Annotated in this window: 22 protein-coding genes and 1 pseudogene; 19 read left to right on the forward strand and 4 right to left on the reverse strand. The window is 44.3% G+C overall.

The genetic code is table 11. The features are described 5' to 3' along the window. Window positions 1–20: 20 nt before the first annotated feature. The 5 genes from WMO75_RS05020 (at window position 21) to WMO75_RS05040 (ending at window position 5,472) form a co-directional block, all read left to right on the forward strand. A complete protein-coding gene (locus WMO75_RS05020; RefSeq protein ID WP_303223291.1) occupies window positions 21–1,760 on the forward strand; it encodes an acetyl-CoA carboxylase carboxyltransferase subunit alpha in 1,740 nt (579 codons plus the stop codon). A 151-nt stretch (window positions 1,761–1,911) separates the two neighbouring features. Next, a complete protein-coding gene (ftsH, locus tag WMO75_RS05025; protein ID WP_022215479.1) occupies window positions 1,912–3,768 on the forward strand; it encodes an ATP-dependent zinc metalloprotease FtsH in 1,857 nt (618 codons plus the stop codon). Then, entirely contained in the window at window positions 3,752–4,294 is a 543-nt protein-coding gene (locus WMO75_RS05030; protein ID WP_303223290.1) for an HdeD family acid-resistance protein, read from the forward strand. Before ftsH ends, WMO75_RS05030 begins: the two co-directional genes overlap by 17 nt. 426 nt (window positions 4,295–4,720) lie before the next feature. Beyond that, a complete protein-coding gene (locus tag WMO75_RS05035; protein ID WP_291579311.1) occupies window positions 4,721–5,155 on the forward strand; it encodes a hypothetical protein in 435 nt (144 codons plus the stop codon). Further along, a complete protein-coding gene (locus tag WMO75_RS05040; RefSeq protein ID WP_291579313.1) occupies window positions 5,152–5,472 on the forward strand; it encodes a histidine kinase dimerization/phospho-acceptor domain-containing protein in 321 nt (106 codons plus the stop codon). The genes WMO75_RS05035 and WMO75_RS05040 overlap by 4 nt, the downstream gene beginning before the upstream one ends. Window positions 5,473–5,485: 13 nt before the next feature. On the opposite strand, the gene glgD is transcribed toward WMO75_RS05040, so the two are convergent. Further along, entirely contained in the window at window positions 5,486–6,601 is a 1,116-nt protein-coding gene (gene glgD / locus WMO75_RS05045) for a glucose-1-phosphate adenylyltransferase subunit GlgD (protein ID WP_291579315.1), read from the reverse strand. A 1-nt stretch (window position 6,602) separates the two neighbouring features. Continuing rightward, window positions 6,603–7,742, reverse strand: coding sequence for a glucose-1-phosphate adenylyltransferase (locus tag WMO75_RS05050; RefSeq protein WP_022215473.1), 1,140 nt, complete (start codon window positions 7,740–7,742; stop codon window positions 6,603–6,605). A gap of 376 nt (window positions 7,743–8,118) precedes the next feature. Here WMO75_RS05050 and WMO75_RS05055 point away from each other — a divergent pair, with 376 nt between their 5' ends. The 3 genes from WMO75_RS05055 to WMO75_RS05065 are packed head-to-tail and all read left to right on the forward strand — an operon-like array spanning window position 8,119 to window position 11,183. Next, complete coding sequence (locus WMO75_RS05055; RefSeq protein ID WP_173905696.1) at window positions 8,119–9,537, forward strand: sugar transferase; 1,419 nt, start codon at window positions 8,119–8,121, stop codon at window positions 9,535–9,537. Next, window positions 9,506–10,342: a LicD family protein gene (locus WMO75_RS05060; protein ID WP_022215471.1), complete on the forward strand. Its 837-nt coding sequence runs from the start codon at window positions 9,506–9,508 to the stop codon at window positions 10,340–10,342. Before WMO75_RS05055 ends, WMO75_RS05060 begins: the two co-directional genes overlap by 32 nt. 4 nt (window positions 10,343–10,346) lie before the next feature. Beyond that, window positions 10,347–11,183, forward strand: a complete 837-nt coding sequence (locus WMO75_RS05065) for a glycosyltransferase (protein WP_022215470.1) — start codon at window positions 10,347–10,349, stop codon at window positions 11,181–11,183. A gap of 49 nt (window positions 11,184–11,232) precedes the next feature. Here the strand turns inward: WMO75_RS05065 and WMO75_RS05070 are convergent, their stop codons facing one another. Both WMO75_RS05070 and WMO75_RS05075 read right to left on the reverse strand, forming a co-directional pair. Next, the gene (locus tag WMO75_RS05070; protein WP_022215469.1) at window positions 11,233–11,970 is read right to left on the reverse strand and encodes an ABC transporter ATP-binding protein; all 738 of its coding nucleotides are present in this window, start codon (window positions 11,968–11,970) and stop codon (window positions 11,233–11,235) included. A 1-nt stretch (window position 11,971) separates the two neighbouring features. Next, window positions 11,972–12,757 (reverse strand): ABC transporter permease, encoded by a 786-nt coding sequence (locus WMO75_RS05075; protein ID WP_022215468.1) that lies wholly within the window; start codon window positions 12,755–12,757, stop codon window positions 11,972–11,974. 266 nt (window positions 12,758–13,023) lie between these two features. Between WMO75_RS05075 and rpmG the strand changes: the two genes are divergently transcribed. From rpmG to WMO75_RS05130, 11 genes and pseudogenes are all read left to right on the forward strand, one after another. Beyond that, the gene (gene rpmG / locus WMO75_RS05080; protein ID WP_044925727.1) at window positions 13,024–13,173 is read left to right on the forward strand and encodes a 50S ribosomal protein L33; all 150 of its coding nucleotides are present in this window, start codon (window positions 13,024–13,026) and stop codon (window positions 13,171–13,173) included. A 60-nt stretch (window positions 13,174–13,233) separates the two neighbouring features. Continuing rightward, window positions 13,234–13,443, forward strand: a complete 210-nt coding sequence (secE, locus tag WMO75_RS05085; RefSeq protein WP_303223289.1) for a preprotein translocase subunit SecE — start codon at window positions 13,234–13,236, stop codon at window positions 13,441–13,443. 16 nt (window positions 13,444–13,459) lie between these two features. Then, window positions 13,460–13,975 (forward strand): transcription termination/antitermination protein NusG, encoded by a 516-nt coding sequence (gene nusG / locus WMO75_RS05090; protein WP_022215465.1) that lies wholly within the window; start codon window positions 13,460–13,462, stop codon window positions 13,973–13,975. Between the two features lie 57 nt (window positions 13,976–14,032). Further along, window positions 14,033–14,458, forward strand: coding sequence for a 50S ribosomal protein L11 (gene rplK, locus WMO75_RS05095; protein WP_015540664.1), 426 nt, complete (start codon window positions 14,033–14,035; stop codon window positions 14,456–14,458). A 62-nt stretch (window positions 14,459–14,520) separates the two neighbouring features. Then, window positions 14,521–15,213 (forward strand): 50S ribosomal protein L1, encoded by a 693-nt coding sequence (gene rplA, locus WMO75_RS05100; RefSeq protein WP_227222668.1) that lies wholly within the window; start codon window positions 14,521–14,523, stop codon window positions 15,211–15,213. A 281-nt stretch (window positions 15,214–15,494) separates the two neighbouring features. Further along, complete coding sequence (locus WMO75_RS05105) at window positions 15,495–16,457, forward strand: D-alanyl-D-alanine carboxypeptidase family protein (RefSeq protein ID WP_303223288.1); 963 nt, start codon at window positions 15,495–15,497, stop codon at window positions 16,455–16,457. 25 nt (window positions 16,458–16,482) lie between these two features. Next, window positions 16,483–17,301: a transglutaminase domain-containing protein gene (locus WMO75_RS05110; RefSeq protein WP_022213405.1), complete on the forward strand. Its 819-nt coding sequence runs from the start codon at window positions 16,483–16,485 to the stop codon at window positions 17,299–17,301. Between the two features lie 126 nt (window positions 17,302–17,427). After that, complete coding sequence (locus WMO75_RS05115) at window positions 17,428–18,015, forward strand: HD domain-containing protein (RefSeq protein WP_022213406.1); 588 nt, start codon at window positions 17,428–17,430, stop codon at window positions 18,013–18,015. Next, window positions 18,011–18,157: pseudogene (locus WMO75_RS05120) on the forward strand (metal-sensing transcriptional repressor); the annotation flags it as partial. The gene WMO75_RS05115 and the pseudogene WMO75_RS05120, both read left to right, overlap by 5 nt. 11 nt (window positions 18,158–18,168) lie before the next feature. After that, window positions 18,169–18,966 (forward strand): hypothetical protein, encoded by a 798-nt coding sequence (locus tag WMO75_RS05125; RefSeq protein WP_303223287.1) that lies wholly within the window; start codon window positions 18,169–18,171, stop codon window positions 18,964–18,966. A gap of 65 nt (window positions 18,967–19,031) precedes the next feature. Further along, window positions 19,032–19,958 (forward strand): P-type ATPase actuator domain-containing protein, encoded by a 927-nt coding sequence (locus tag WMO75_RS05130; protein ID WP_331529541.1) that lies wholly within the window; start codon window positions 19,032–19,034, stop codon window positions 19,956–19,958. Window positions 19,959–19,977: the final 19 nt, after the last annotated feature.

Below are 19,977 nucleotides of genomic sequence, written 5' to 3' on the forward strand. Positions count from 1 at the left end.
ATAACAGGAGTTGAGCGACCATGAAGTTGGACAACATGTTCAAAAAGACAAGAATTGTTTCCAGAATACAGAGCCATAATGCAGCCCGTGCTTCCAGACCGGAAGTGCCGGAAGGACTTCTTCGCAAATGTAACAAGTGCGGAGCGGCGATCATTGCAGAAGATGTAAAACAGGGGAATTATATCTGTCCGAAGTGTGGAGGATATTTTCGTATCCATGCATACCGAAGGATTCAGATGGTCATTGATGAGGGAACTTTTGAAGAGTGGGATCATGATCTGACTGGTGGAAATCCTGTAAACTACAAAGGTTATCCGGAAAAAGTGCAGGCACTTCAGGAGAAAACAGGACTTAAAGAAGCTGTTGTCACAGGCAGGGGCAAAATAAACGGCAGAGAGACAGTGATCGCAGTCTGCGACGGAAGATTTCTGATGGCGAGCATGGGCTGGGCTGTCGGTGAAAAGATCACCAGAGCAGTAGAGCGTGCAACGGAAGAAAAACTTCCGGTCATCATTTTTGCTTGTTCCGGCGGAGCCAGAATGCAGGAAGGCATTACATCTCTGATGCAGATGGCAAAGACATCGGCGGCACTGGAACGCCACAGTAAAGCAGGATTACTTTATGTGAGTGTTTTGACGGAACCTACGACTGGAGGTGTGACGGCAAGTTTTGCAATGCTGGGAGATATCATTCTGGCAGAACCGGGAGCACTGATCGGATTCGCAGGACCGCGTGTCATTGAGCAGACGATCCGCCAGAAACTGCCGAAGGGATTTCAGAGAGCAGAATTTCTTGTAGAGCACGGTTTTGTGGATGACATTGTAAGACGTGAGGATCTGAAAGAAACACTTGGAAAGATCCTGGAGATGCATGAGGGGCAGAGCGCAGACAGTACTTCGGAAAATGAAAAAGCTTCTTATATAAATAAGGATGAATTTTCACCGAAATCCGATGTTGCCCACGCAGGCATCAACCCGTACCTCACAGCCTGGGAACGTGTCCAGCTTTCACGAAAGACAGACCGTCCGTCCGGCAGTGATTATATAGAAGCACTTTTTACTGATTTCATGGAATTCCACGGAGACCGAAACTACGGAGATGACAGGGCAGTTATCGGCGGGATCGCAAAATTCCATGGAAGACCAGTCACTGTCATCGTGCAGGAAAAAGGAACCAACACAAAAGAAAATATCGCGCACAACTTTGGCATGCCGATGCCGGAAGGATACCGCAAAGCTCTTCGTCTGATGAAACAGGCAGAGAAATTTCACCGACCGGTCATCTGTTTCGTGGATACCCCGGGAGCATTTTGCGGGATCGAGGCAGAAGAACGGGGACAGGGCGAGGCAATTGCCTGTAATCTCTGGGAACTTGCCGGACTGAAGACGCCGGTTCTGTCCATTGTAACAGGCGAAGGCGGCAGCGGCGGTGCACTTGCACTTGCGGCCGGAGATCAGGTATGGATGCTGGAAAACTCCGTGTATTCCATTCTTTCACCGGAAGGGTTCGCAAGCATTCTCTGGAAAGACAGCACCAAAGCCAAAGAAGCTGCAGCAGTTATGAAACTGACAGCATCTGACCTTTACCAGAAAGGAATCATCGAGCAGGTGATCCCGGAACCGGAGAATCTGACTCCTGAAAGTCTGTGGCAGGTGACTGAGCGGCTGGACGACAGAATCCGTGTTTTCCTTAAGCAATATACAATTCTGTCAGAAGAAGAACTCCTTGAGATGAGATATGCGCGTTTTCGCAAATTCTGATAAATTTCATAAAAAAAGAAACGTAGGACAGAATCCGCAATGTGTGACAAAATCGAACATATTGCGGATTTTGTCTATATAAAAAAAGACCGGATCTGGGATATAATGGATAATGAATTAAAAGATAACCAGGGTAAGGAGGAACTGTTTCATGAAAGAAGTGAAATCACCAAAGAAGCCATTGCTTTATTATTACGGAATCGTGCTTCTGGTCCTTGTCATTTTTAACGTGATCGTGACACCGATGATCACGAAGAGCATGGTCAGGGAAGTAGATTATGGAACTTTTATGTCAAAGATTGAAGACAAAAAGATTGAGGATGTCCAGATTGAGGACAATCAGATCCTTTTTACAGACAAGGATGACTCGAATATCGTTTACAAAACAGGTGTGATGGACGACCCGACTCTGACAGAGCGTCTTTACGATGCCGGAGCGAAGTTTTCCAAGGAGATCGATCAGCAGATATCACCGCTGGCAAGTTTTCTGCTCACAGGTATTCTTCCGCTGGTGATCTTTATCGCACTTGGCCAGTATATGGGCCGCAAAATGATGAACCAGGCGGGCGGCAAGAATTCTATGGCATTTGGAATGGGAAAAAGCAACGCCAAGGTTTATGTACCATCAACCGAAGGAATTCATTTCAGCGATGTTGCAGGTGAGGAAGAAGCAAAAGAAAATCTTCAGGAAATCGTTGATTATCTTCACAATCCGGAAAAATACACCAAAGTCGGTGCTTCCATGCCGAAAGGAGTCCTGCTCGTAGGCCCTCCAGGTACTGGTAAGACTATGCTGGCAAAAGCGGTAGCCGGAGAGGCTGATGTACCGTTCTTCTCCATGTCCGGTTCTGAATTTGTCGAGATGTTCGTCGGAATGGGCGCATCCAAAGTCCGTGATCTTTTCAGCCAGGCAAAAGAAAAGGCTCCTTGTATCGTATTTATCGACGAGATCGATGCCATCGGCAAGAAACGTGATGGTCAGATGGCAGGCGGCAATGATGAACGTGAGCAGACTCTGAACCAGCTTCTTACAGAGATGGATGGTTTTGGAGGAAACAATGGTGTTATCATTCTGGCAGCGACCAACCGTCCGGAATCTCTTGACCCGGCATTGACTCGTCCGGGACGTTTTGACCGCCGTGTACCTGTGGAACTTCCGGATCTTGAAGGCCGTGAAGCAATCCTTAAAGTACATGCAAAGAAAGTTCAGCTTTCTGATGATGTAGATTTCCATACGATCGCAAGAATGGCATCCGGAGCTTCCGGTGCGGAACTTGCCAATATTGTCAATGAAGCAGCTCTTCGTGCAGTCCGCGACAACCGCGAAGTTGTGACAGAAGCAGACCTTGAAGAGAGCATCGAAGTCGTTATCGCAGGATACCAGAAGAAAAATGCCGTACTTTCCGATCAGGAGAAGAGAGTTGTCGCATATCACGAGATCGGACATGCGCTTGTCGCAGCAATGCAGACACATTCCGCACCTGTCCAGAAGATCACGATCATTCCGAGAACTTCCGGTGCACTTGGTTATACCATGCAGGTAGAACAGGGGGATAAATACCTTCTGACAAAGAAAGAACTGGAAAACAAGATCGCGACTTTTACCGGTGGACGTGCCGCAGAGGAAGTTGTATTCGGCGAAGTGACCACAGGTGCTTCTAATGATATCGAGCAGGCGACCAAGATCGCACGTTCTATGATCACCCGTTATGGTATGAGCGATGATTTTGACATGGTGGCAATGGAAACGGTGACAAATCAGTACCTTGGTGGTGATGCATCTCTGGCATGCTCCGCAGATACGCAGAAAGAGATCGACCGTCAGGTAGTTGAACTCGTCAAGAGAGAACATGAAAAAGCGAAAAAGATCCTTCTGGACAACCGCCAGAAACTTGATGAACTTTCTAATTATCTCTATGAAAAAGAGACGATCACGGGAGATGAGTTTATGGCGATCCTGAACGGAAGTGAAACAAAGGAGGCGAACGATCATGAGAAGACAGTCTGACATTGGATGGACAGAGCTGATCTTGGGAATCGTTCTGATCATTCTTGGGATTTTTATCATTAAACAGCCGGTAGGCATTATTACCTGGATCGTAGTACTGTGTGGACTGATCGCAGTTTTCAGTGGAATCGCTGATATTGTTCTGTATGTTAAAATGGAACGTTTCACTGGTTTCGGACCGATCATTTCCCTTGTGACTGGAATTCTGGGTGTCATGGCAGGTTTTATGCTGATGGTACATCCGAGTGCAGGAACCTGGGCGATCGCAATGATCCTTCCGATCTGGATCATTGCACACTGTATTTCCAGACTTTCGCATCTGCAGTATATGAAGATGCATTTTGGAAGTACTTACTACACACTTTCCCTGATCCTGAATATTCTTGGGCTGATCGTCGGGATTATGCTGGTGTTCCGGCCGATGGTCACGATTCTTTCCATGGGAGTGCTGGTTGGCGCTTATCTGATCCTTGAGGGGATTGAGTGCGTAGTGACAGCATTCAGTGGAAAAAGATATTATCGTTGATCACAAAATCTTTACAACTACTTTAAAGTAAAATTAAAGTTCCACCTGTATAGTGTACTTATCGAAACGAACACAGAAAGGTGGAACTTTTTTATGAAGAAAAAATATGTAGCAGTAATGTTAGGATTAGTATTAAGTATGTCAACAGCAAGCGTTTACGCAGCAGGAAGCTCCGCGGCGACAGCGGCAGAATCTACCGATAGTTCCTCGGACAGAAGCTGTCAGCTCAACATTAAAAGTCGGAAATCTTTCCCTTGACTGCACCACCTTTGAACTAAAATCCCCCACAGATGCGTGCAGACTGCCAAACAAGGAGTTTCAGGTCATGGAACTCCTTGCGGCAAACCCGAGTCAGGTGATCTCAACAGACCGTAACGTGAAGATCAAAGCAGCACGAGGACAGGGCTATTATCTGGAGATACAGTCATGATACGGGATTTAAGAAAAAAATTTATTCTAGTGGCAATGCTCTCGACCATGCTGGTACTCACCGCCATCATGGGCGTTGTCAATTTCAGCAATTACAGAGAAATGCTGGACCGTGCAGATGAAATGACGGCACTTCTCGAACAGAACGACGGGAAATTCCCGGAGGAGCCGTCACGGCATGAGCAGGACGACACAGAGACTCCACCGGCGAAACCAGAGAATGATGAAAAAGACAAGAGTCGTTTTTCTGTGGAGACACCATTTGAGACGCGCTATTTTACTGTGACTGTGGATGAGAACGGAGAAGTCACAGACTGTGATCTGGACAGGATCGCAGCGGTTGATGAGGAGACTGCCGAGGAATACACACAGACAGCTCAGCAAAAAAAAACAAAACCACAGGATTCCAGGGAATCTACCGCTACAGAGTGACGGAGACAGAAGACGGAGCAAAATACGTCTTTCTGCTGGTAGTGATCTTTTCCAGGATGGTATTCCGACCGGTAGAAGAGAGTATCCAGAAACAGAAACGCTTTATCACAGACGCGAGCCACGAGCTCAAGACACCACTGACGATCATCGATGCAAACACAGAGGTCATGGAAATGGAAAGCGGAGAATCACAGTATCACGGCAGAGAACAAAAATGGCAGAGGATTAACGATTACCGTTATCTTATAAAAAAGGATCAGAGACGAAAAAATACCCGATGGACAAACTGCCCGCCGGGTATTTTTTCATTTTATTAAAAGAAAGTTTGGATTACAGTATATCATCTCTGCGGATATATCCAGGATGTCCTTCCTCAGCAATGATCTCATTGCCATGGATAACCCTGGCCCATTTATCCATAACCTGATTCTCAATGTGTGCATTCTCACCAACAACAGTATGAGCAAGTACAACACTGTTCTTAACTACAGCACCAGGTTTGATCTGGCAGCCACGTCCGATTACGGAGTTCTCTACAGTTCCTTCGATGATGCAGCCGTTGGAAATAACGGAATTCTTAACATCTGCTCCCTCAAGATACTGAGTCGGGCAGGAATCGTTGGTTCTGGTGTAAATCGGCCATTCCGGATTGAACAGTCCCTCAGCAGTCTTGATATCGATCAAAGAGAGGTTTGCATTGTAATAACTGTTAAAGTCAGTGATAGATGCAAAGTATCCTCTGTGTGCAATACCACGGGTATCCAGATCTCCAAGAGAAGCTGCTACGATCTGCGGCAGAGTGTACATGGAAGAGATCTTTTTGGCTTTTTTGATGAGGTCAATGAAAAGCTCTTTGTTCATGATATAGGTATCCATGAAGATATTGCGTTTCTGAGCACTTCCGCGGTTCTTTTCGATGGATTCGACACCTTTCTGCTTGTTCAGGTTCAGAATATCGCAGTTCAGGAAAGATTCTCTTGCGTTATCAACGGAATGATACAGAAGAGAAATGTCTGCACCGGAATCAATATGTGCCTGAAGAAATTCACTGTAGTTTGCAGCGTATACCATGTAAGCAGGAGCGATGATCACATATGGTTCATGCATACGCTCGATGAATTCAAGGTTTTCAGCGAAAGCTGCGATATTTGTATTGTATACATCGTTCTCTGAGCTGTTCTGGGAGAACAGAAGCTGGAGTTTACCACGCTTGGAGTTGATGTTGTAATGACGGCCGGTTCCGAGGTGCTCTACCAGAGAACGCGGTTTGTTCTTTACATATACTTGAATGCGGTCGATGCCGCTGTTGCTCATATTTGAAATAGGAAAGTCGATGACACGATATCTTCCAAGGAAGGAGAAAGCACCGATCGGACGATACTGCTGAAGTCCTCCTACATTAATATGGGATCCGGAAGATGTGACAATTCCAAATGCTCTTGCCATATTATTCTACCCCCTTTACACGTTTGGACACGAGTTCGATATTTTCACTGTCTGCGCTGCCGACAACAGCATCCTGACCGATCTTGACATTATCGGCAACAAGAGCACGCCGTACAACTGCGCCTGCAGCTACTTCTACGCCTGGCATCAGTACACTGTCGATGATCTTGGCACCTTCGCCGACCTTACATCCGGTGAACAGTACAGAATGATTTACTTCACCCTCTACAACACAGCCCTGGGTAATGAAGGCCTTATTTACTTTGGCGTTTGGTCCTATGTACTGAGGAAGAGCGGATGTGTCTTCTGTGTAGATCTTCCATGCCGGATCGTTCAGATTCAGTTCGTTGCGGGAATCGATAAGATCCATGTTTGCTTCCCAGAGAGAATCGATGGTTCCTACGTCCTTCCAGTAGCCTTTGAATTTGTAAGCTGCAAGTGTCTTCTTATCATTCAGGAGACATGGAATAACGTCCTTACCAAAGTCATGGTGAGAATCAGGATTCTTCATATCTGCAAGAAGGATCTTGCGAAGCAGTTTCCAGTTAAAGATATAGATACCCATAGATGCAAGATTGCTCTTCGGGTGTTCAGGTTTTTCTTCGAATTCAACGATACGTCCGTCACCGTCTGTGTTCATGATACCGAAACGGCTTGCTTCCTTCATCGGTACTTCGATAACAGCGATGGTAGCGTCTGCATTCATTTCCTTGTGGTAATCCAGCATCTTGTCATAATCCATCTTGTAGATATGGTCGCCGGAGAGAACCAGAAGATATTCTGGTGAGTATTTGTCAATAAAGTCGATATTCTGAGAAATAGCGTCAGCAGTACCTCTGTATACATCCAGATCAGCATCGGCTTTTTCACGAGGCGGGAGAACGAAAACTCCGCTTTCTCTTGCATCAAGACCCCAACGACCGCCTGCTGCTACATAACTGTTCAGAAGGACAGATTCATACTGGGTAAGAACACCCACGATGTCGACACCGCTGTTAGCGCAGTTGCTTAACGGGAAATCAACGATGCGGTATTTACCGCCATATGAAACTGCCGGTTTGGCAACTTTGTTGGTAAGTTCATGGAGACGACTGCCACGGCCGCCAGCCAGGATCATCGCTAACATGTTGTTTTGTTTCATAGTGAACCCTCACTTTCCTTTAATAATGCTTGTATATCTCCTATTATACAATTTTTACAAAAACATTTCTACATTTTTGAGCAAAAAAGTCTATTTTATTGAAGAAAAAAATTGCGTGTTGTAAAGAATGCATTAAAAAAAATGAAAAAAAAGGAAAAATAAGTAAAAACAAACAAAAATCATGTAAAATGCACTAAAATACTACAAAATACTACAAAATACGAATAAAAATTGTCGGAAACATCCATAAAACCACACCCGAAAGAGCGGAAAAACGGCAAACATTTTGCAATGACTGGACGGAAAAGAAGATATACGTTATAATAGCAACGTCAGGAAAAAGAAATAATATATGATTAGAATAAGAGGTATTCTGGTGAAAAGACGAGAAGATTTTAAACGCTTTGTTGTTTTCTGTCTGGCAAGCCTTGTGGTGATCGCCCAGACAGCTGTTTTTGCGTATATCTGGTACGATTTTTACCGTGGCCTGATCTTTGAACCTTTCTGGAGAAAAGGTAACTGGGTGCTGATCGCGATCTATGCCCTGATCAATGTCCTGTTTTCCAGATTATATGGAGGACTCAAGGTCGGTTACCTGAAGCGTATCGATGTATTTTATTCGATGACGATCGCGACGATCTGTACGAATGTTATCACATATTTCCAGATAACCCTGATCAACCGCTGGTTCCTTGATCCGTGGCCAATGGTGGAGATGACGCTGGTACAGTTTGTGATCATTCTGATCTGGATCTGGCTGTCAAGATATATTTATTCCAGACTTTACCGTGCGCGTAAACTGCTGGTGATCTACGGGGACAGAGATCCGGGGGACCTGATCCACAAGATGAATTCCCGTAAGGACAAATATGACATCAGTGGCAAGGTTCACATTGATGCAGGAGAGAAAGAAATTTATCGATTGATGAAGGAATATGACGGAGTTATCATCTGGGATCTTCCTTCACAGATCAGGAACCGTTATCTGAAACACTGTTTTGCACATTCTATCCGTTGTTATCTGAGTCCGAAGATCTCGGATGTCATTCTGATGGGAAGTGAACGTATCCATCTTTTTGACACACCACTTCTGGTTGCTAAGAACATGGGACTTTCTGTGGAACAGCGTGCAGCCAAGAGACTTCTGGATATCGTAGTATCTGCGATTGGAATTGTTGTGGCATCTCCGATCATGCTGATCGCGGCATTGTGTGTCAAATTATACGACGGTGGTCCTGTATTTTATTTCCAGGAGAGACTTACTATTGGCGGCAAGCCGTTCAAGATCTGCAAATTCCGCAGTATGTGTGTGGATTCTGAGAAACATGGTGCGCGACTTGCATCCAAACATGATTCCAGGATCACACCGGTCGGTAAGGTCCTTCGTAATCTTCATCTGGACGAGCTTCCGCAGTTATTCAACGTCTTTAAGGGAGACATGTCCCTGGTAGGTCCGAGACCGGAACGTAAGACAATTATGCGTGAATATCGTAAGGAACTTCCGGAATTTTATTATCGTCTGAAAGTTAAAGCAGGACTTACCGGCTATGCACAGGTTTATGGCAAATATAATACGACACCATATGATAAACTCAAACTTGATCTCTTCTATATTGAGAACTATTCGTTTTTCCTCGATCTGAAACTTCTGTTGATGACAGTTAAGATCTTTTTCCAGAAGGAAGTTTCTGAGGGTGTAGATGATAATCAGGTAAATGCACTGAAAGATTCCGTAGAGGAAATTACAGGGGAGGATCTTCACCATGGCAGAACAGAAAACAGAGAATCAAAATGATCTCAGGAAACTTCAGCTTGTAGAACTGGACATTCTGAAAGAATTCCTGAGAATATGCAAGAAACATCATCTGCGCTATTATGCACTCGGAGGAACACTGCTGGGTGCGGTCAGACATGAAGGCTTTATCCCGTGGGATGATGATATTGATGTGGGAATGCCGAGACCGGATTTCAGACGCTTCGAGAAGATCGCGGAGAAAGAACTTCCAGAATACCTTCATTACTGCAGCTTTAAGAAAACAGAAGGTTATCATCATTATGTACCGAGGATCACAGACAGCCGTGTCAAGGTGATCGATGAATCCGCAGCTGTTGATGCGGAAAAAGAAGCATGGATCGATATTTTTCCTCTGGATGGAATGCCGGGCAACAAATATCTTCGTAAATTTCATTGCTTCCGGCTTCTGATCGCAAGAGCGAGGGTAAATTATTCCCTGTTTTCGACAAACGTCGATCTCAAGCGCAAGAGACCGCTGCATGAACAGATCCTGATCAATGCAGGCAAGATCCTTCCGGTAGAGAAGATTTTCCGTACAGACAGAGAACTGAAGCGTCTGGATCGTATGATGCAGAAATATTCCTATGACAGTTCACCATATCTGGTAAATTTTATGGGGATCCACAAGCTCAAGGAAATGTTCCACAGGAAGCACTACGGTAAAGGTGCAGATTATCCGTTTGAGGATATTTCGCTGAGAGGACCGAAGGATTATGATTTTGTTCTCCGCCAGATGTACGGAGAGTACTGGAATCCGCCGTCCGCTCAGGAGATGAACCATCATAATACCAGAATTAAGGAGTGATCGTATGGGAACAGATTCAGAGATGACATATTCTGTTCTGATGGCGGTATATGGAAAAGAAAATCCGGAGTTTTTGCGGCAGAGCATTGAGAGCATGCTGAATCAGACTTTGCCTTTTTCAGATTTTGTACTTGTCTGTGACGGACCTTTGTCCCATGAACTGAATGAGGTAATCACATGGGCGCAGAAACAGATGGGAGAAAAGCTTCAGCTTATTCGCCTCAAGGAGAATAAAGGGCTGGGGAATGCCTTACATGTAGGCGTTCCAAGATGCCGCTGTTCTGTGATCGCCAGAATGGACAGTGACGACATCAGCAGACCAGATCGATGCGAGAGACAGTTCCGCATCATAGAACGTGATGGATATGATCTGGTGAGTGGTACTTTGCAGGAATTTTCCCGGAAACCGGGCGATATGGATCGCCTGAGAGTGCTGCCGAGGACTTCAGAGGAAATCCTGCAGTATGCCAAGAAGAGAAATCCTTTTAATCATCCATGTATGATGTTCCGCAGGGAGGCTGTTCTTCATGCGGGAAATTATCAGGACTTCCCGGGATTTGAGGATTATTATCTGTGGGTGCGTATGTTGCGTAAAGGGTGCAAGGGATATAATGTTCAGGAAGTGATTCTTGATATGCGTACCGGAAATGGAATGTATGACCGCAGAGGAGGCAGAGAGTATCTTCACTGGGTACTGCGTTTCCAGAGATATCTTTACTGTAAGAAATTTATTACCCGTAAGGAATATATTAAGAACTGTCTGGTCCGTACAACAGTCGGAATGATTCCGGGCGGAGCCAGGGAAAAGTTTTATCATCTTTTCTTAAGAAATGTCAAATAAGTTTATGCATAAAAAATGTGCTGATCACATCTGATGACCAGCACATTTTTTAGTTCTTCTCCATGAAGTCTACATATTCTTCAAGAACCGGCTTCGGCTCACCGATTCGTTTGATCTGTCCATCATGCATCCACATAACGGTATCACACAGTTCCTGAAGAGTCTCAATACTGTGGGATACGATGATAACAGTACGCTCCTTATTGGAGATCAGGCTTTTCATTTTGTTGTAACTCTTTTTCTTGAATTTCTGGTCACCGACACTTAAGACCTCATCGATCAGCATAATGTCTGTTTCCAGAATAGCGGTGATAGAGAATGCCAGCTTGGAGTACATACCACTTGAGTAGGTCCTTACAGGCATATCAATAAATTCACCAAGTTCAGCAAACTCAACAATTTCAGCTTCCTTTGCACGAACTTCCTCCTCGGAGAAGCCAAGGAGCATACCGGAAAGAATGATATTCTCTCTTCCGGTCATTTCACGCTGGAAACCAACACCAATGGACAGAAGGGAAATGGAATGTCCCTTCAGATCGATCGTTCCGCTGTCCGGAGAAAAGATGCCGGCCAGAGCGTTCAATGTGGTGGACTTACCACATCCGTTCTTACCAATGATTCCAAGGATCTCACCTTCACGAACATAGAAGGAGATTCCCTTTACAGCTACAAAACGGTCAGCCTTCTGACGGTGGAACTGTAACAGGTTCTTTTTGATAGAAGTTTTCTTGAGATTCTGGTAGCTGATGACCAGATCAGTAACTTCAATAGCATGTTTCTCTTCCATATTATATCACCTTTACATAACTGTTTTCATTTTTGTAGATCTTACGTACACCTAAGATACTGATGATAACTCCGACAACAAACCACATAAGAAGAAGTTTCCTGTGAGGTGTTTTGCCGTAGATCAGGCAGTCACGGGAGGCAGTCAACAAAAACGCAATAGGGTTTCCCTTTCCGATATAATCGTTGTAAGGTGCCGGGAGCCTGTCCATGATATTCCAGAATACACCGGTCAGATAAAACAGGAAACGCAGCACAATGTTCAGCACATTGGAAAGATCCTCTACAAATACTCCGTAATGAAGGAGAAAACAGGAAAATCCAAATACAATAACAATCAGAGTCATCAGAATAGGAATGAAATACAGAACATTCCAGGTTACAGGAACTCTGAATACAAGCATCATGGCGAGAATAATAAGAAGGGAAATACACATCTTAAATCCGTTAACGCCCATCTTGACAAAAAGAAGGATGAATTTCGGTATATATACTTTGGATACGATCGGCTTATTGGCCTTGATTACCTTGACACTCTGCAAAAGAGATTTATTAAAAAAGTCCCACAGAGTGATACCAATAAAGACGAAAATTGCAAAGTACTGCTGATTGGACTTGAAAACATATCCGAACATGAATACATAGATCAGCATAAAACAAAGAGGATCCAGTACCCACCACAGCCAGTTCAGATAGGAATTGGCTATTTCGGATTTTAACTGAGCCTTGGAAGAATAGATTGCGTACTTCCAGTACTTCTTCAAGTCATCCTTGAATCGATTAAACATAAAATCCGCTCCTATATTTATTTTTGATAAAATTATAGACCCCCAGAAAACTGAGGGCATTCGACTTTTTTATCATACACTACAGAGGGAACGTTGACAAGAGAAAACTTATTTTTATAAGAAATACTTCTATAAAAAAAAGCAAAACACTTGACTTCATGTATAAGGTGTGATAAACTAGACGGGCGACATGGAAGTTAGGTCTTTTTTTTATGCAAAAAATAAAAGAAAGACTCACGCAAATGAAAACACTGGAGGTGGAAGTTGTGCGCGTTAAGATTACATTGGCATGTACGGAGTGCAAGCAGCGTAACTACAATATGACCAAGGAGAAAAAGAATCATCCTGAGCGTCTTGAAACAAAGAAATATTGTAAGTTCTGCCGTACCCATACTCTGCACAAGGAAACAAAGTAATCACAAAGAATTAAGGTGACTGTTCACTTCGTGAGCAGTAACGAATTGTGAGGTTAGACTATGCAAGAGAAAGAAAAATCTGCTGGCACTGGTCAGAAGAAAAAATGGTTTCAGGGACTTCAATCGGAATTCAAAAAGATTGTCTGGGTTGACAGACCTACACTGGTTAAACAGACCATTGCGGTTGTTGTCATTACAGTAGTACTTGCTGTGATCATCAGTATTATGGATTCTGCAATCCTGGAAGGTGTAAATCTTTTAATGAAATAAGGATAACGGTGATTGTATGTCAGAAGCAAAATGGTATGTTGTTCATACCTATTCAGGGTATGAAAACAAAGTAAAAGCTAACATTGAAAAAACAATCGAAAACAGACACCTGGAAGACCAGATTCTGGAAGTTCGCGTTCCGCTGCAGGATGTAGTAGAGATGCGAAACGGTGCTGCAAAGCAGGTCCAGAAAAAAATGTTTCCGGGCTATGTGCTTCTCAACATGGTCATGAATGATGATACCTGGTATGTTGTTCGTAACACCAGAGGCGTTACCGGATTCGTAGGACCGGGATCCAAACCGGTTCCTCTTACAGAAGAAGAAATGCTTCCGTTAGGAATCAAGAAAGAAGACATTCAGGTAGATTTTGCAGAGGGTGACATGGTTGTCGTAACAGGCGGAGCCTGGAAGGACACCGCAGGCGTTATTTCTGCGCTCAGCACTCAGAAGCAGACGGTTACTATCAATGTTGAATTGTTTGGCCGCGAAACGCCGGTAGAAATAAGTTTCGCAGATATTAAGAAAGCGTAAACACATTCAAGTGGGAGGGAACAACCCCCGCCAATACCACATAGGAGGTGCCGAAAAATGGCAAAAAAAGTAACAGGCTATATTAAATTACAGATTCCTGCTGGTAAAGCAACTCCAGCACCACCGGTTGGTCCGGCTCTTGGACAGCACGGTGTAAACATTGTACAGTTCACAAAAGAGTTTAATGCAAGAACAGCAGATCAGGGAGATCTTATCATTCCTGTAGTTATCACTGTTTATGCAGACAGAAGTTTCAGCTTCATAACCAAAACTCCGCCGGCAGCAGTTCTTCTTAAGAAGGCAGCTAACATCAAATCCGGTTCCGGCGTACCGAACAAAACAAAAGTTGCAAAAGTAACAAAAGCTCAGGTTCAGGAAATCGCCGAACTGAAGATGAAAGACCTGAATGCAGCATCCCTTGAAGCAGCTATGAGCATGATCGCTGGTACTGCAAGAAGCATGGGAATCGAAGTCGTAGACTGAGAAATTACAAATTGAAGTGAGTGGGAGGGAAATTCCCGCAATTACCACAGGAGGTTATAGAAATGAAACGAGGAAAGAAATACGTGGAAGCTGCTAAAGCAGTAGACCGCGCAACATTATATGATACCGCTGAAGCTATCAGCCTTGTAAAGAAATCAGCAGTTGCTAAATTTGACGAAACTATCGAAGTTCACATCCGTACAGGCTGCGATGGACGTCATGCAGACCAGCAGATTCGTGGTGCAGTAGTTCTGCCTCATGGAACTGGTAAAAAAGTTCGTGTTCTCGTATTTGCAAAAGACGCAAAAGCAGAAGAAGCAAAAGCAGCTGGAGCAGATTACGTAGGAGCAGAAGATCTCATCCCGAGAATTCAGAACGAAGGATGGCTTGATTTCGACGTTGTTGTTGCTACACCAGACATGATGGGTGTTGTAGGACGTCTTGGTCGTGTACTCGGACCAAAAGGTCTCATGCCGAACCCGAAAGCTGGAACAGTAACTATGGACGTTACAAAAGCAATCAATGATATTAAAGCAGGTAAGATTGAATACCGTCTTGACAAAACCAATATCATCCATGTTCCGATCGGTAAAGCTTCCTTTACTGAGGAGCAGTTAAGCGACAACTTCCAGACGCTCATGGAGGCAATTGTAAAGGCTAGACCAAGCACCCTGAAAGGACAGTACTTAAGAAGCGTTGTCCTTACCCCAACCATGGGACCAGGAGTCAAAGTCAACCCAGTTAAATTTGCCTAAAATAAATAAGAGAGACATCCCGCGCGCAAGCAGGGATGTCTTTTTTTTAATATGATTTTCCCAATCCCCAGGGCGGCGCCCCAGGCACGCCCGTCCCCATACCAAAACCGCGTGGCTAAGAAGGGGGTTCTTAGGGGGAGCTTCGGCCTTCGCAGACTTCGAGATGCTCCCTCTAAGGGTTTTAATGTTTCCAAACACAAAAAAATTCAAAATTACACCATTTTATGCTAAAATGATAAAATAAAACCCAAAACCTACAATTCGGAAACGAGGGAGTCAGTTTGACAAAGAAAAAAAGAAAAAATTCCTTACAAAGTAAAATCATCATCCTAATAGCAGAAATCCTGGTAGTAGTTTCACTCCTTCTGGTATTTTCCCAGAACTTCGGCTTCGGCACCCAGATCACCATCTGGATAAACCAACTAACAAAACCATCAGTCCAGGAGCTGGACATCACCGGCATCAACAGCTCCTACGCAGTTCTCATGCAGGCAGGCACCGGCAAAGTCATCGGCGACATAAACGGCGATACCCAAATGTATCCCGCCTCCATGACCAAAATCATGACCACAATCGTAGCAATAGAGAATCTGAGCGATCTGGATCAGCAGATCACCCTAACCAACGATATGGTAGCCGACCTCTACGCCCAGGACGCAACCCAGGCAGGTTTCCAGCCCGGTGAAACCGCCCCCGCAATAGACTATCTCTACGGCGTCATGCTCCCCTCCGGAGCAGAGTGCTGCCGCGCCCTCGCCGTCACGATCGCCGGCTCTGAAGATGCCTTCGTAGACCTGATGAACCAGAAAGCCGAAAAACTCGGCTTAGACAATACCCATTTCTGCAACACAACAGGTCTCCACGCAGATAACCATTACAGCACCGCAAAGGACATCGCAACCCTTCTGCACTACGCTCTCAAGAATGACACCTTTCGTGAGATCATAGAAAGCCCCTATCATTCCACACAGGCAACCAACGTGCACCCGGATGGTTTCACTTTTTACAGCACCATGTTCAAGAACTTATCCGACACAACAGTCATCGATGGGCAGATCCTGGGCGGCAAAACAGGATTCACCAGTGAAGCAGGCTGCTGTCTTGCAAGCTTTGCAGAAATTGACGACATAGAATACATACTGGTAACTGCCGGTGCATATCAGGCAGGAACCCCGCATATTGATGATGCAGTAAAACTATACAATCGCCTGGGAGAAGCCTCCTCGGTATTGTATGGAAAATAAATTTTTAAGGGAGGTCATGTTTAACATGAAAAAAATGAAAAAGATACTGGCATTCTGTCTCTGCGCGATGCTCATGACGACAGTACCGACATTTACAGAAACAGCCAGTGCAGCAACCACATCAACAAAAAAGACAACATCCACAACAACAAAGAAAAAGACCACGATCAAAGGCTGGTACAAACTCAAAACCGGTGGAATGAGATATTTCAAAAACGGCAAATACATTACAGGCTGTCATAAGATCGGCAAATATGTTTATCTTTTTAATAAAAACGGATTTAAAGCACAGAAAAACACAACCTACAAGGGTGTACAGTACTTTATTGACGACTACGCACATGTAACAGGCTGGAGGAAAGGTTCCACTTTTTATTACAACAACGGAAAGGCAATGTCAGCAAACAAAGCCCTGGATTTCAGAGCATATCAGAATGCAAGAAATGTAATAAATCAGGTTACCAACAGCAGAATGTCCAAAAGCCAGAAACTGGAAGCATGTTTCCGCTGGGTTATGAGCAAATATTATTTTACATGGAGACGTTTCGATCAGGGTGGTCCGGTATGGTACGCAGTACAGGCAAACGATCATTTTGAACGCGGCTGTGGTGACTGTATCGCAGATGCATCCGCTTTCGCATACCTTGCAAAAGCCCTCGGATACAAAAATGTTTATATCTGTGCAGATGGTGTAAGAAGCGACGACAACTCTCATGCATGGACAGAGATCAATGGACGTGTATACGATCCACTTTTTGCAGAAGCCAAGAGCTACAGCAGAAACTATAATGTAAGTTATGGTGTTTACACCTTATCTCCGGTTACAAAGAAAAAACTTTCCTGAGAAAATCTAAAAAACTGGTTCAGAAATGGACCGGTTTTTTTAGTGAAAATTAATATTTTAAACGTAGTTTTATTGAGAAAAAGATGCTATAATAAGGCGATTATAAATAAAAGGGATGACACACATATGGAACCAGTCAGATTGCTGGAGGCTTTGGCCGTAGCAGAGAAACTGAAAGATGCGACAAGACACTGTTACACATCAGGCGGCAGGAGAGAAAGTGTCGCAGAGCATTCATGGAGAATCACATTGATGGCATATTTTGTCAGCGATGAATTCCCGGAAGCTGATATAGAGAAACTAATGAAAATGTGTCTGATTCATGATCTTGGAGAAGCTTTTACAGGTGATATTCCTACATTCGAAAAGACAGAATCAGATGAGGAGAAAGAAGCACAACGACTGAAGGAATGGGTCAGACAGCTTCCGAAGCCATTTGCAGAGGAAATGCAGGCACTCTACCAGGAGATGGAGGAACGTCAGACACTGGAAGCCAGAATTTATAAGGCACTGGACAATCTGGAGGCATTGATCCAGCATAATGAATCCGATATTTCTACATGGATTCCGCTTGAGTATGACCTGCAGATGACCTATGGTAATGACAAAGTTCAGTTTTCAGAATATCTGACAAAACTTCGTAATGAAGTACGAAATGACAGCAGGAAAAAGATCGCAGAGTGCAGAGCTAAATCAGAAAGAGGAGAGAGCTAAATCGGCTCTGCATAAAGCAGGTCAGGTGGTGCTGGAAGGTCATATCAAGCACTGCGTCCGGGAGGGAATTGAACATGGAGATCCGGACAAAACAATTGAGAACTTTACAAAGGCAGTAGAACATTTTGCAAATATGAAATAGAAAGGTGTATTATGAAAAAAATAAAAGAGCTGCTGACAGTAGCTATATGTGCACTTCTGGTAATATCTCCGGTTATGACAGAAACAGTAAGTGCAGCAGGAATGAAAGAAAGTGTAGCAGATTTCACATCCGGAATGCGGAGTGGATGGGTTACTACAGCTAATGGACGAAAGTACCAGAGAAATGGAAAGTTTGTCAAAGGGTGTCAGAAAGTAGGCATGAATTATTATTTTTTCAATGCCAATGGTGTGTTGCAGCGAAAAAATGTGACTGGTGCAGGAAAAACATATTACATTGAGAACAATGGACATGTCCAGGGAATCAAAAAAGGATCCCGGTATCTGTCACCATCTGGTAAAAAGCTCAACAGAGAGCAGTTAAATGATCTGAAGGCTTATCAGAATGCGCGAAGGATTGTAAACGGAGTTACAACCAGTGGCATGAGCAAAACACAGAAGCTTAAGGTCTGTTACAGATGGATGAAGTGCAATGGACTGGGAGCCTGGAGAACACTCAGTGAAGGTGGAGATGCCTGGTGTGCGATAAATGCCAACGATCTTTTTGAGCGCAGGTCAGGCAACTGTATTTCATACGCATGTGCAATGGCATATATAGCGAAAGTAATTGGCTACAGAAACGTATATGTCTGTTCCAGAGCCTCAAGAAAAGACAATTTACATACATGGACAGAAATCAATGGTCGGGTATATGATTCTTACTTCGGAAAAAGAAGAGGAATGAACAGCTACTGTGGAATCAAATATAGTCAATATGATTATAAAGCTGCTTTCCGCAAAAAAATCGCATAAACATAAAATAAAAGCTATGGTGCGCCCAGGCTTTTATTTTTTTGTCGATTTTATGGAAAATAGAAATGATCATTCTGTGCGGAATCCCGATCATTCTGGAAGCAGTCATCGGACTTGTCACAGAGTTTGATATCAAGGCAGACGTACTTGTTTCGCTGGCCCTGATCGCATCCGTACTCATCAGAGAAGATTTTGCAGCCGGTGAAGTTGCCTTTATCATGCAGCTTGGAGGACTTCTGGAAGAACTGACTGTTGCTAAGGCAAGGGCAGGTATTGAGAAACTGGTACATCTGACACCACAGACAGCCAGAGTGCTCACAGAAGCAGGAGAGAAAACTATCCCGGAAGAGCAGGTGAAGGTGGGGGATATCCTCCAGGTGCTTCCGGGAGAGACGGTTCCTGTTAATGGTGTGATCACATCGGGACAGACTTCTGTAAACCAGGCGACCCTGACCTGGCTGATCTCCGGAGAGATCATTCGTGCGGTAACGATCCTTGTCGTTTTTTGTCCATGTGCACTGGTCCTGGCGACACCGACCACGATCATGGCGGCAATTGGAAATGCCACAAAGCATGGTTTTCTTGTAAGAGAGGGAGATGCACTGGAGCGTCTGGCCTCTGTTAAGAAGATCACATTTGACAAGACAGGAACTCTGACCTATGGAACTCCAAAGGTAATTGCGGTCAGAAGCATTCTTCCAGAATGGAAGGAAGAAGATATTTACGGATACTGTGCAGCGGCAGAGCAGTTGTCTGAACATCCGCTTGGAAAAGCAGTCGTAAACTGTTACAGACAGGAAATGAAGAGAGAACTGTTATCCACCGGACAGTTTGAGATGATCCCTGGACGCGGCGTTTCGTGTGAAGTGGATACACACACAATTTTGGCGGGAAATGTGGATATGCTTCGTGAAAATCGGATCAATTTCCCGGCAGATGTGGAAAAACAGGCAGAAGAATTTCTGAATCAGGGATGTACGATGATTTATTGAATAACTGCGCGCCGCATTC

Origin of the sequence: Blautia intestinihominis (assembly GCF_040096655.1) — a bacterium.
GTDB lineage: Bacteria > Bacillota > Clostridia > Lachnospirales > Lachnospiraceae > Blautia_A > Blautia_A intestinihominis.